This is a genomic window from Nitrospirillum amazonense, from assembly GCF_007828035.1.
Classification (GTDB): domain Bacteria; phylum Pseudomonadota; class Alphaproteobacteria; order Azospirillales; family Azospirillaceae; genus Nitrospirillum; species Nitrospirillum amazonense.
Window position 1 is genome coordinate 787,961 of sequence record NZ_VITV01000002.1, and the last position, 12,886, is coordinate 800,846.

Here is a 12,886-nt window from a genome sequence, read left to right on the forward strand (position 1 = left end):
CTCGCCCGGCGGGAGCCAGCCTCAAGCCTGCGACCGACCGCGTGGATCAAGAGCTGTCATTGGGCCGGCACGGGAACGATGGCGGAGATACGCCAACCGTCAGCGGTGCGGATCGCGACTTCGTTGACCAGAAAAGTGTGGGTCGTCCCTTCCTGACCGGCGGGGCCAACGGTGATGCGGGTGGGCGCATAGATGTGGGCCACGTCCGGACCCAGGGGAAGGATGCGGATCGCATCCTCATCAGGCTCGAAGCGCCAAGTTCCGGCGAAGACCGCGCGGAAATGGTCGATGACCGCCGCCCGCCCCCAGAAGCGATACGCGCGGGCCACGAAGTTCACGGGATCCGGCTGCCCGGGCGGGGTGTGGGCAAGCACGGTGTCCATCATCTGGATATCGTGGGCGTTTTCAGCGGTGGCCTGGCGCAGAAAAAGCGCGCGGATCTCTTCAATGTCGGCGGCGCTGACGGCCGGTGTGCCGTGCTGATCGCTCATGGTTCTCGTTCCTTGTTCCGATTTAGACCTGTGCCCCGGGCGGCGGCGCTTGCCTTGACAGCGCCGGCTGGGGGGCGGTAAATAAAATATGACCGGTCGTCTTAAATTAATCAAGGGCACTGCAATGAACTCTGGACCATCCGCCCGCCGGGGGCCGAAACCCAAGCCGGACACCCGCGACAACCTCATCCGCGCTGGTTTGCAGGCCATCCACGCCGACGGGTTCGCGGCGACCGGCATCCAGGGCATCGTGGAAAGGGCCGACGTCCCAAAGGGGTCCTTCTACAATCACTTCGCCAGCAAGGAGGCCTTCGGGGCCGAAGTCCTCGACGCCTATTCGGATCTGGGGTTGGAACGGTTGCGCGCGTTCCTCGCCAACTCCGACCTGCCCCCCCTGGCCCGGTTGGGCGCCTATTTCGATGACCGGATTAAGGCGTTCACGGCCGGCGGCTATGCCCGTGGCTGCCTGCTGGGCAACTTCAGCGCCGAAGCCGCCGACCACAGCCCCCTGATCCGCGAGCATTTGGTCCAGCACTGGGATGCCTGGACCAAGGCGCTGGAGGGCTGCCTCGCCGAAGCGCAAGGCCAGGGCGCCATCGACGGCCGTCTGGCGCCAGCCTCCCTGGCACGGTTCATTTTGAACAGCTGGGAGGGCGCGCTGCTGCGCATGCGCGTCGAAAAGACGGGCTCCGCCCTCATAGAATGCAAATCCATGATCTTGGAAACGCTTCTGCCGTCCCGCCGCCCGTCATGAGCCGCCCGCGCCCGCCGTCGGCAGGGCATCCTGCAAATGGGCCAGGAAGGCCCGGACCGCCGGGTTCGCGCGGCGGCTTTCCGGCCAGACGGCGGTGATGTTGTGCCGCTCGACCGCATAGTCGGACAACACCGGCACAAGCTCGCCACGCGCCACGTAAGGGGCGGCGACAAAGTCGGCGCTGATGCCGATGCCGCCCCCGGCGACCAGCGCCGCGATCAGCGCCTCGCTGGCGTCCATGACGATGCCGGACGCGGGCACGATCTCGATTTCGCGATCCCCGATCAGGAAGGGCCAGCGCAACATCTGCCCGGAGCTTTGGTAGCGGAGAGCCGCGGTGTCGTGCCGCGCCAAATCGTCCGGATGCGCCGGCGTTCCCCGGGCGGCCAGGTAGGCCGGCGATGCGTAGCAGCAGAACCGGTGCGGCGCGAGCCGCCGCGACAGCAGCCGCGTATCCGGTAGGTCACCGATCCGCACGGCCAGGTCGATGCCGTGCTCGATCAGGTCGACGAACTGGTCGCTCAGGCGCAGGTCCACCAGCACCTGGGGATGGCGCGCTCGGAACGCCGGCAGCGCCGGCGCGATCACATGGATGCCGATGGGCAGGGACGCGGCGATACGCAAGGTTCCCGAGGGCGCCGACCGCGCGGACTTCGCCGCCTGCTCGATCTCCTCCGCGTCCCGCAGCAGCCGCAGGGCGCGTTCGTGCAGGTCACGGCCCTCCGGCGTCAGGGTCAGCGAGCGTGTCGTCCGGGTAATCAGGGTGACGCCCAGGTTTTGCTCCAGCCGCTGGACGCTCTTGCTCACCGCCGATGGTGAAATCGACAGCGAGCGGGCGGCCGCGGTGAAGCTGCCCAGCGACCCGACACGGGCGAAGGCGATCAGCCCGGTGAGCCTTTCAAGTCCGATTTGTTCCTTCATGGAAATACTGAAGCCACCTCCAGCCCAATTGTCAATTCGTGCCTAGGGGTCAAACTATGGCTTAGCTTCGAAAGCACGAAAGGAATGCGTCATGAGCGACACGATGAAAGCGGTTCGGCTGCACGAATTCGGCGGGCCCGAGGTGCTGCGCTATGAGGACGCGCCCCGTCCCACGCCCGCGCCCGGCGAGGTGCTGGTCAAGGTCCATGCCGTTGGCCTCAACCCGCCGGATTGGTACCTGCGGGACGGCTATCGTTCCCTTCCCCCCGAATGGCAGCCGCACCCGACCTTCCCCTTGACCCTCGGGTCGGACATATCGGGTGTCATCGCCGCCGTGGCCGGCGATGTCGGGGATTTCGACGTGGGCGATGAGGTCTATGCCATGGTGCGCTTCCCCCATAATGTCATGGAAGGCAGCAAGGCCTATGCCGATTATGTCAGCGTCCCGGTATCGGATCTGGCCCGCAAGCCGGCCGGCATCGATCACATCCACGCGGCCGGCGCGCCCATGTCCCTGCTCACCGCCTGGCAGTTCCTGATCGAACTGGGGCACGACGAGCCGAACCCGTTTCAACCTTACAGGCATGAGCCGGTGCCGTTGCGCGGCCGGACGGTGCTCGTCAACGGGGCCGGCGGTGGTGTCGGCCATCTGGCCGTGCAACTGGCGAAGTGGCAGGGCGCGCGCGTCATCGCCGTGGCGTCCGGAAAGAATGAAGGCCTGATGCGCGACCTGGGCGTCGACCAGTTCATAGACTATACCCGGACGCCCGCCGAGGAAGTGGTGCGCGACGCGGACCTGGTGCTGGACACCGTCGGCGGTCCCGATACCGGCCGCTTCCTGCGCACCCTGAAACGGGGCGGCGCGCTTTTCCCCGTCTATCCCCTGGGCTTCACCGGCCACAGCGAAGCGGAAGCGCTGGGCATCACGGTATCGACCACGCAGGTCCGGTCCAGCGGCGCGCAATTGGCTCAGGCCGCCCGTCTGCTCGACAACGGCACCGTCCGCGTCGTGCTCGACAGCACCTTCCCGCTCGCCCAGGCCTCCCAGGCGCATGAGCGTGCCGCCTGCGGCAATATCCAAGGCAAGATCGTCCTTACCGTTGCCTGAGCGGGAAAGCGGAACCCCAGGAGTATGCGATCATGCTGATCGTGATGGGCCATGTTCAGGTCGATCCCTCCGCGATGGAGGAGTTCGCCGCCGATATCCAGGTGCTCTCGCGGTCCGTCCGGCAGCGCGAGGGCAACCTGTCCTACGCCGTCGCGGTGGATGACCAAAGCGAAGGCCGGTTGCTGGTTGCCGAACGCTGGCGCGACCAGGCCTCCCTCTCCGCCCACCTCGACGCCCCCGACACGAGGGCGTTCGTGGGGAAGTGGCAGGGCCGGATGACAGGCGATGTCCGAAAATACGACGCCGCGAACGAGCGGTCCCTGCTGGACGGATAATGCCCCGTCATAGGGACCGTATCTCAAGGAAACGGCCCAGATCAGTCCTGATGGATCGAACTGGGCCGTCCTCCATTTATAACTTGTCAGTATGTGACGCGCGCGGTGAAGCTCAGGCGCCGGTCCGAGATCGTCGCGGTGCGGGGACGCGTCGCAATTCCGAAATACGACAGCTTGAGCGCGTTGTTGATATTGCGCGCGTCAACGCCCAGCGAGAAATTCTGGGTGACCTGATAGGTCAGGGAGCCGTCGAGCTGACCATAGGGCTGGTCGAAGATGGGAAGGTTACCGGTGCCCACACCCGCCGTCGTCTCGACGAACTTGCTGCGCCAGTTGTAGGCGAGCCGAAGTGACAGCGGGCCCTTCTCATAGATGCCGATCAGGTTGTAGCTGTATCTCGACAACAGCTCGAGCGGCACGCTGGTGACGGGGCCGGACGTCGCCGGGCTGGGCGCCTGGGAATCGACATAGGTGAAGTTCGCCTGGAGTCCGAGACCGTCCAGCGGGTCGGGCAGGAAATCAAAGAACTGCTGGAACGAGAATTCGGCCCCCTTCACTTCGGCATCGGCCGCGTTGGTGTAGGACGTGACCTGGTAGGTGTATGTCTTGCCGTCGGGGAAGGTGATGTCGCGCGGCGTGATCGCCGTCTGGATGTACCCGTTGATCTTCTTGTAGAAGCCGGCGACCGACACATACTCCTGGCTCGAGAAGTACCATTCCAGCGAGGCGTCAAAGTTGCGTGACGTCATCGGCTTGAGCAAAGGGTTGCCGCCGGTCGCGGTATGGATCTCTGCATGTTGCGACGGCCCAGGCTCGGTCAGCGTCAGGCTGGGGTTCAACTGCGAAAAGGTGGGGGCGGCCAGGTTGGTTGACGCCGCCAGGCGGAGCTGCAGGGCATCCGTCAGGTGATAGCGCAAGTTCAGGCTGGGCAGGGCCTTGGTATAGGAATCCTGGAACGCGATGGCGGCGTATTGAGGATTGCCCGTCGCCGTCGATCCGTCCGGCTGCGCGATCTGCGGCACCTGCTGGTAGTACCCTGAGACACCCAGATTGGTTTGGACGATCCGCACCCCGATGTTGCCGTCCAGCGGGATGGACAGCGGGCTGGCGTCGAAATAGGCTGCGCCATATTCCGCATACGTTTGCTGGCTCTGCGCGTTTGAGCCGCTGGGCAGGAAGGGCGGCGCGCCGTTGAGCCCGAAGGCGGTCAGCGTGTTGGCGTAATTGCCGATGGTCTCCAGTGGGAAGGTGACCACGCTGCCGAACACATTCGCGTCGCCGCGGAAGATGTCGCTCAAGTCGTAATTCTCAAGCCCGCCCCGGCCGTTGACGCTGGAATAGCGATAGCCGGTGTCCCGGGTCGAATTCGTCCTGTCCGTGTACCGGAAACCGGCGCGCAGTGATTTCAAAATGCCGGTATCGAAGCTGTACTTGACATCAAGCCGGCCGCTTTTCTCCTCGCCCACGGAATTGGAGAAGTCGTCGAGGAATCCGTTGTTGGAGTAAAGCGCGGCATTGGTGGTCTGGCTGGCCGGAATGGTGGAGAACGACGCCACGTCACCCGATATGTTCTGGTGAAAGACGGTGTTCGGGCCATTGGTGATGACGATGAAATTGCTCTGGCTGGTGTCCGATCGGATGTATTGGCCATCCGCTGTGATCTCCAGGTTCGACGTCGGGGTCCAATGCGCCTTCAAGGAATAGTCGGTCGTGGTCGAATCGCGCGTCGTCAGGCTGGCGTAGGACCCCAGGGGAACGTCCTCCCAGGTGCCGCTGATGAAATCGCCGTTGCTGGCGAATTTGAAGTCGGCGCCCGGTAGCGGTGTGATGGGCCCGTCCCCGGTCGTGGCGAAGAAGGCATTGCCCCGGATGTTGAACTTGTAGTTGTTGCGCAGTACCTCGCCCGTAAAATCCAAGGTGTCCGTGGGCTTCCACTGCAAGGCCACGTCCGTGCCGAAGCGCTGCCGGTTGCCGTAATTCTTGTTCAGGCCGCCGCCGTGCGGAATGGTTGTAAGTTGACCTGACCGGCCCATGGCCGCCGCCGTCGCGGCATCCGAGGGGTTGACGAAACTGCCGTCAGGATTGCGGCTCTGGTTCAGGGTGTAGAAGGGTTCCGTCGTGATTTGGTCGTCGCGGAAATAATCCTTCTGGTAGGCAATGTCGGCCAGCACGCCGATCTCGCCAATCCCGGTGTTCCAGCGATCACTCATCAGCACCGAGCCCGATGGCCCTGTCTTGTCGGCCAAGTCGTAATAATTGCCAGTGATCCCGCCAGCGAACTTGAAGCCGTCGAAGTCGAAGGGCTTGCGCGTGCGGAAGTTGATGACGCCGCTGAGCTGCCCTTCAATCTGTTCGGCGGACGGATTCTTGTAGACGTCGATGCCCGCCAGCAATTCTGCCGGCACGTCTTCGAGGTTGAGGATATCGACACCGCCGGCGGTGAAAATATCCCGCCCGTTCAACTCGGTACGCACCTGGGTCAACCCCCGGATGGCGACTGAGCTGCCCTCACCGTAATTGCGCTGGATCTGGATGCCGGCGACCCGCTGCAACGCTTCGGCGACATTGCGGTCGGGAAGCTTGCCGATGTCTTCGGCGACGATGGAATCGACGATCTCCGGCGCGTCGCGCTTGATCGCCTCCGCCGATTTCAAGCTGGCACGGACCCCTGTGACGACGATCTCGTTCAGGTCCCCCTGATCGTTCGCCGAGGCCGTGCCGGCGGTGGCGGCCGGCGTCTGCGCCGGAGCCCCGCTGGCGGCCGTCTGCGCGATGGCGGGTGCGGACCAGATCAACGCCAGCGGCAACGGCAAGCCGACCAGCAGCGGCACGAGTTTCGATGAATGGCGCCCACGCAACATGTGCGTTCTCCCTGATGATTTTTATGCTCGGAATGATTTTCACCAGTACAATTCAATTATCATATATGCAATACAAATTTTGAGGGTGTTTTTGCCGGGGATGTCCCTCGGATTTGGGCGGCCGACGCCCGCCGTGGCGCCAGGATCAAGGAAACCCGAGGCTTTCGAGCCGCCGGAATGTGGGCTATCGATGGGACGCGACCGCGTTGATGATCAGGGGGAACCACATGACCCGAGCGGGCCCTAAAGGCACCTATGCCGCGCCGGCCATAGAAAAGGCGTTTGAAATCCTGGAGATGCTGGCGGAGCATCGCGACGGGGCATTGGTCAGCGAGATGGCCGCGCACCTCAATCGCTCGGTCGGTGAGCTGTTCCGCGTCGTCATCGTGATGGAACAGCTGGGCTATCTTCAGAAGTCCGCTAAATCGGACCGCTATACGGCGGCCTACAAGCTGCTCGACCTCGCCTATCGCGCGACCCCGACGCAGAACCTTTTGCACGCCGCCCTGCCCGAGATGCGGCGGCTGGCGATCGAGACGGGGCAATCCTGCCATTTCGTTGTCCCCAACGGCGGCGAAGGGCTTGTCATCGCGCGGGAAGAGAATCCGGGCACGCGGGGGTTTTCGCTGCGGCTGGGTGCGGCGATCGACATGCTCAAGAGCTGCTCGGGTCAGGTGATCCTGGCCTTTTCCAAGCCGGAACGGGCCGACCGCATCGTCGCCGAGGCGGAGGCGATGCAGGGCGTGTCGGCCAACCGCGAGGAATTAGGCCAGCGGTTGGACATCATCAGGCGGGATGGTTTCGACCATCGCAAGAGCCCGATCACCCACGGCGTGACCGACATCAGCTATCCCGTGTTCGGGTTTGATCGGGATATCGTCGGCGCGCTGACCATTCCCTTCCTGGCGCTGATCGATGGATCGCAGAAGGTCGATTTTGAAACGGCCCAGGGACTGCTGAGGGTCGCCGCCGCCAATATCTCGGCGACGCTTGGGTACATGCCCGCCAAGCCGGACCCCACGCCTTCCCTTTGACGGTGGGAACAATGCCGACGACGGAGGCCCCGCAGGGGAGCGGCCGTCGCCGGCCCCGTATCACTGTTCGGCCAAGCTGAAAATACGATCCGCCGGCACCCACTTCTGACCCGCCTTGGCCCAGGGCAAGCGGCGCTGGAACGTGTCCATCAGCGCCTCCCAGGCCTGGACATCCGGATCGGCGGCGTCCACCGCGGCCTTGGCCGCCGGGTCGTAGTCATCCGTCACATCCACGATCATCGCCAGCCGATCGCCGCAGAGATGAATTTCCATCTCGAGGATGCCGGCCTGGCGGATGGCGCGCACCACCGCCGGCGGCACCTGGCCGGGCGCGTGCCACTGGCGATAGCGCTCGATCAGGACGGGATCGGATTTCAAATCCAACATCAGGACATGACGGTTCATCGAGGTCTTTTCCTCTCAAGTCCCGCACCGGGAAACCAGTGCGCATGACGGCCAGCCGCCGACAACAGTTTTTCAGAAAATGAACTTGTTATAAATATGCTTAATCGATAAAGTTAACGATAACTGCCGTCCGAACAGGCCGAAAGGCTGCGCCGGCATGCTATGGGGAGAGGCGCGCATCTTGACCGCCCGCATGAAAGACATCGCGCTGGAACTGGGGCTGTCTGTCGTCACGGTGTCCAAGGCGCTGCGCGCCCACCCGGACATCGGCGAGGCGACACGCCGCCGCGTGCTGGAGCGGGTGGCGGAGCTGGGATACCAGCCGAACCTGATGGCCCGGTCGCTGGTCACGGGCCAGACCTGGACCATTGGCCTGATCGTCCCCGACCTTCTCCACCCCTTCTTCGCGGGCATCGCCAAAGCCATCTCCAACGACATCCGGGCCCACGGATACGGGCTGCTGATCTCCTCCTCCGATGAGGAGCCGGATGCGGAGCGGCAGCAGATCCGGAATCTGCTGGCCCGGCAGGTGGATGTCATCGTGCTGGCCTCCACCCAGACGACGATGGATGGCCTGCGGGAGATCGAGCGGCGGGGCACGCCCCACATTCTGCTGGATAGGCGCTTCGCGGGGGCCGAGGCCCATTTCGTCGGCAATGACGACGAGGCGGTGGGCGCATTGGCCACCGCGCATCTGATCGCGCAAGGCTGCCGGCGCATCGCCCATCTTCGCGGGCCGGAGGTGAGCACGGCGGCGGGGCGCCTGTCCGGTTACCGACAGGCCTTGGCCCAGCACGGGCTGGCGGCGGCGCCGGATCTGGTGATGGACCTGGGGCCATCGGGCGACCACCGGGGCGAGGAGGCCGGCTATGCCGCGACACGCCGCCTGCTGGCGCTGTCCCCCCGCCCGGACGGACTGTTCTGCTACAACGACCCCTCCGCCCTGGGTGCCATGCGCGCCGTGCTGGAGGCGGGACTGCGCATCCCGGACGACATCGCCATCATCGGCTGCGGCAACCTTTCCTACGCCGACTTCCTGCGCATCCCCCTTTCCTCTGTCGACCAGGGCGCCGAAGCCATCGGCCGGCGCGTGGCCCAGCTGGCCACCAGCCTGGCCCGCAGCAAGAACGCCACGCCGCCACCCCAGGTCGATCTCGTGCCGCCGCGCCTGATGGCGCGCGCCTCCACCATCCGGTTCTCGAAGGAATAGCTGCTTATGGTAAGCCCGACGCGTCGTGACCTCGTCCGCTATGCTGGCGCGGTCTCAGCCCTCACCTTGTCCGCCGCACCGGCCTCCGCCAAGGCGCGCGCCGACGCCGGCCCGTTCGAGCCCACCTGGGATTCCCTGGCCGCCGGGTACCAGGCGCCGGCTTGGTTCCGCGATGCCAAGTTCGGCATTTGGGCCCATTGGGGACCGCAGTGCGCGCCGGAGTTTGGCGACTGGTACGCCCGCCGCATGTACATGCAGGGGGACCCCAGCTACGAACACCATGTCAAAACCTACGGGCACCCCACGCAATTCGGCTTCATGGAGCTGATCAACCGCTGGAAGGCGGAGCGGTGGGATCCGGAGGAACTGACCAAGCTCTACAAGGCGGCAGGCGCCAAGTACCTGGTGTCCATGGCCTGCCACCACGACAATTTCGACAACTTCGACTCCCGCCACCATGCCTGGAACGCCACGCGGGTGGGCCCGGGCAAGGACATCGTGGGCGGCTGGGCGGCCGCGGCGCGCAAACACGGCCTGCGCTTCGGCGTCAGCAACCACGCGAGCCATGCCTGGCATTGGTACCAGACGGCCTACGGCTATGACGCCACCGGTCCCCGGGCGGGCCAGCGCTACGACGCCTTCCGCCTGACCAAGGCCGATGGGGCCGGGAAATGGTGGCAGGGACTGGACCCCCAGAACCTTTATACGGGACGCAACATGGTGGTCCCGGATGGGATCACCGACCTGGCCGCCATGAACGCCTGGCACGAGTCCCACGACGGCATCTGGAACGAGTCTGTGCCCCCCAACCGGGCCTTCGCCGAGACTTGGCTGAAGCGGTGCCAAGATCTGATGGACCGCTATCAGCCGGACCTGGTCTATTTCGACGATACCGGCCTGCCCCTGGGCGACTACGGCCTGCGCGCCACCGCCCACTATTACAACCAGAGTCTGGCCCGCAAGGGTGCGGTGGATGTGGTCGTGAACTGCAAGGAACTGACGGACCTGCAGCGCCGCGCCGTGGTGGCCGACATCGAGCGGGGATTTGCCGACCACATCGTTACCGAACCCTGGCAGACCGACACATGCCTGGGCGACTGGCACTACAGCCGCCCCCTGTACGAACGCAAGGGCTACCTCAGCGCGCATCAGGTGGTGCAGCGCCTGGTGGATGTGGTCAGCAAGAACGGCTGCCTGCTGCTGAACGTCCCGGTCCGCAGCGATGGCACCATCGATGAGCTGGAACGCGGCATCCTGGAGGAACTGGTCGGCTGGATGGCGGTCAACAGCGAGGGGATTTTCGACTCCCGCCCCTGGAAAACCTACGGCGAAGGACCGACGGAAGTGGCCGCCGGCAAGTTCAACGAGGCCAAGCTGCGCCCCTTCACGGCGGAAGACATCCGGTTCACGGTGAAGGGCGACACGCTCTACGCCTATGCCCAGGAATGGCCGGCCGGGAAGTCCCTGACCATCCGGACCCTGACGCCGGCGGCCCGCCCCGTCCAGCGCGTCGACCTGCTGGGCGGCGGCGCCCTGGAGTTCAAGCAGACCGACGACGGCGTCAGCGTGACCCTGCCGGACCAGCGGCCGACCTTCACCCCCGCCTTCCGCATCCGATAAGCGCCGGCCCGACGGCACGGGCGCCAGAACAGATCGTGTGAGACAGAGATGACATCGCGTTTTCCAGCCGGTTTCCGGCGCCAGGCGCTGCGCGCGCTGCTGACCACCCTGTTGTGCACCGCATCGATGGCCGCCGCCACTGCGGGGGAGTCCGAGGTACCCGCCAGCTGGCCGGGCCCGAACCAGCTATTCGTCGGCGCTTGCTACCAGCCGATCGACCGCACGCCGGCGCAGATCGACCAGGACATCGCCATCATGAAACACGCGGGTTTCACCGTGGTGCGCATGGGCGACCTGTCATGGGATTCGTTCGAGCCGGCGCAGGGCAAGTTCACCTTCGACTGGTTCGACGCCGTACTGGACAAGATGCACGCCGCCGGCATCCGGGTGATCCTGGACATCCCCGGGACGCCCGCCCCCATCTGGCTGCACCGGACCTATCCCGGCGTCGATATCGTCAACCAGGCGGGTGCGCGGCTACCGCCGGCGGAACGCTACATGGACAACATCAGCGATCCGGACTACGTGCGCGAGGCCGGCATCCTGGCCGAGGCGATGACCAAGCGCTATGCCCACCACCCGGCGGTCATCGCCGTGGGATACGACAATGAAATCGGCAACGGCTTCATGTCCTATTCCGAGGCCGACCGCCAGCGCTTCATCACCTGGCTGCGCGCCAAGTACGGCACCATCGACGCGCTGAACAAGGCCTGGGCGACGCAGCGCTGGTCGCGCCGCCTCAACGATTTCTCGGACGTGGACCTGCCCCTGGCCGATGGCCCCGGCCCGGCGGAACGCTTCCTCGACCTGCACCGCTATTGGTCCGACGTCACCGTGGATCGCCTTCGGGAGCTGGACGCGATCCGCCGCCGCGCCATGCCGGACCTGCCCACCATCTCCAACCTCTGGGACTATGCGCCACGGCGCGGCTTCGATTACCTGGCGACCTACAAATCCTACGTCTCCTACGGCGCGGAGGGGTTTTACCCCGCCGACCCCATAAGCGGGGCGTTCAACGCGCTGATGACCAAGGGCGACCTGCCCACCCCCATCTGGTTCAACGAGTTCACGGCCGGCGGCGGCGGCGACTATGGCACGCCCGGCCGCAGCCGCATGTACGCCTATCTCGGGCTGCTGATGGGTGCGCAAGGCATCCTGGCCTGGACCTTCAACAGTCACCTGGGCGGGGAGGAGCAGGCCCTGTTCGGCCTGGTCGATCACGACGGCACGCCGTCCTGGAAGGTGGACGAGTTCGGCCGCATCGCCGGGGAGTTCAAGCGCCTCTCCCGCTACGGCTTCCCGCGCCACACCCGTCCCGAGGTGGCCATCGCCTATTCCTTCGAATCCGCCATCGCCTCTCACCCCAACGGGCCGTCCAGCACCACCCGGCAGTATTTCCAGGGCGCCTACGGCGACATGGTGCAAGCGGCGTTCGAGCCCCTGTTCAAGGCCAACATCGATACCGCCATCATCAACGTCGGGCACGACACGCTGGCGCCCTACAAGCTGGTGGTCATTCCCGCCGACTATGTGATGGACCCGGCGTCGGCGAAGGCCGTGCGGGAGTATGTCCAGAACGGCGGCACGGTGCTGATGACCGGCTATTCGGCCAAGGTGGACGAGCATGCGCAATGGTTCGACACGCCCCTGCCGGGCCGCCTGTCCGATGTGTTCGGGCTGAAGACCAACGCGTTCTACCGGTCGGAGGCACCGCTGAGCTACAGCCTAGGGTCGTCATCGACGGCAGCCACCACTCATTATTATGAAGTGCTGGCGCCGACGACGGCGACGGTGCTGGCGACCTTCGACAACACCCCCGACCATACGCCGGCCATCACCATCAACAAGTTCGGCAAGGGCACCGCCCTGTACCTGGGGACAGAACCTGCCCCCGCCGCCATGGCGCCGGTCCTGGCCTACGCCTATGGTCTGGCGGGCGTTCATCAGGGGCCGCAGACCCCGGATGGGGTTTACGCCCGCGTCGTGGATGGACGGACGCTGTATGTGAACACGACGCGGGAGACGCAGCACGTCGCCATCACGGGCGCCAAAACCGGGCTTGTCAGCAATCGTCGCTACGATGGCACCCTGGTTCTGGGTCCTTGGGAAGCCGAACTGCTGCCCTGAAGGTGAAGCGGCCGCTGGAA

The 12,886-nt window shown here is 65.1% G+C and carries 11 protein-coding genes; 7 read left to right on the forward strand and 4 right to left on the reverse strand.

All coding sequences use genetic code 11. From position 1 onward, the window contains the following. Positions 1-56 precede the first annotated feature (56 nt). Entirely contained in the window at positions 57-491 is a 435-nt protein-coding gene (locus FBZ87_RS07550; protein WP_145609677.1) for a YybH family protein, read from the reverse strand. Between the two features lie 124 nt (positions 492-615). Here FBZ87_RS07550 and FBZ87_RS07555 point away from each other — a divergent pair, with 124 nt between their 5' ends. Beyond that, a complete protein-coding gene (locus FBZ87_RS07555) occupies positions 616-1,245 on the forward strand; it encodes a TetR/AcrR family transcriptional regulator (RefSeq protein WP_145609678.1) in 630 nt (209 codons plus the stop codon). Here the strand turns inward: FBZ87_RS07555 and FBZ87_RS07560 are convergent. Beyond that, entirely contained in the window at positions 1,240-2,166 is a 927-nt protein-coding gene (locus FBZ87_RS07560; protein WP_145609679.1) for a LysR family transcriptional regulator, read from the reverse strand. The two genes, FBZ87_RS07555 and FBZ87_RS07560, sit on opposite strands and share 6 nt — an antisense overlap. Positions 2,167-2,257: 91 nt before the next feature. On the opposite strand from FBZ87_RS07560, the gene FBZ87_RS07565 reads away from it, so the two are divergent. Continuing rightward, positions 2,258-3,274, forward strand: a complete 1,017-nt coding sequence (locus tag FBZ87_RS07565) for an NADP-dependent oxidoreductase (protein WP_145609680.1) — start codon at positions 2,258-2,260, stop codon at positions 3,272-3,274. Positions 3,275-3,306: 32 nt separating this feature from the next. Then, a complete protein-coding gene (locus FBZ87_RS07570) occupies positions 3,307-3,609 on the forward strand; it encodes a putative quinol monooxygenase (RefSeq protein WP_145609681.1) in 303 nt (100 codons plus the stop codon). Positions 3,610-3,695: 86 nt separating this feature from the next. On the opposite strand, the gene FBZ87_RS07575 is transcribed toward FBZ87_RS07570, so the two are convergent. After that, on the reverse strand, positions 3,696-6,470 hold the full coding sequence (locus FBZ87_RS07575; protein ID WP_145609682.1) for a TonB-dependent receptor: 2,775 nt from the start codon (positions 6,468-6,470) through the stop codon (positions 3,696-3,698). A 227-nt stretch (positions 6,471-6,697) separates the two neighbouring features. Here FBZ87_RS07575 and FBZ87_RS07580 point away from each other — a divergent pair, with 227 nt between their 5' ends. Further along, positions 6,698-7,504 (forward strand): IclR family transcriptional regulator, encoded by an 807-nt coding sequence (locus FBZ87_RS07580; protein WP_145609683.1) that lies wholly within the window; start codon positions 6,698-6,700, stop codon positions 7,502-7,504. Between the two features lie 60 nt (positions 7,505-7,564). Here the strand turns inward: FBZ87_RS07580 and FBZ87_RS07585 are convergent, their stop codons facing one another. After that, the gene (locus FBZ87_RS07585; protein ID WP_145609684.1) at positions 7,565-7,909 is read right to left on the reverse strand and encodes an L-rhamnose mutarotase; all 345 of its coding nucleotides are present in this window, start codon (positions 7,907-7,909) and stop codon (positions 7,565-7,567) included. A gap of 193 nt (positions 7,910-8,102) precedes the next feature. Here FBZ87_RS07585 and FBZ87_RS07590 point away from each other — a divergent pair, with 193 nt between their 5' ends. The 3 genes from FBZ87_RS07590 to FBZ87_RS07600 are packed head-to-tail and all read left to right on the forward strand — an operon-like array spanning position 8,103 to position 12,866. Further along, positions 8,103-9,119 (forward strand): LacI family DNA-binding transcriptional regulator, encoded by a 1,017-nt coding sequence (locus tag FBZ87_RS07590; RefSeq protein ID WP_211106870.1) that lies wholly within the window; start codon positions 8,103-8,105, stop codon positions 9,117-9,119. A gap of 6 nt (positions 9,120-9,125) precedes the next feature. Beyond that, the gene (locus tag FBZ87_RS07595; protein ID WP_186454631.1) at positions 9,126-10,739 is read left to right on the forward strand and encodes an alpha-L-fucosidase; all 1,614 of its coding nucleotides are present in this window, start codon (positions 9,126-9,128) and stop codon (positions 10,737-10,739) included. A gap of 48 nt (positions 10,740-10,787) precedes the next feature. Beyond that, complete coding sequence (locus FBZ87_RS07600; RefSeq protein WP_145609686.1) at positions 10,788-12,866, forward strand: beta-galactosidase; 2,079 nt, start codon at positions 10,788-10,790, stop codon at positions 12,864-12,866. The last annotated feature ends 20 nt before the right edge of the window (positions 12,867-12,886 follow it).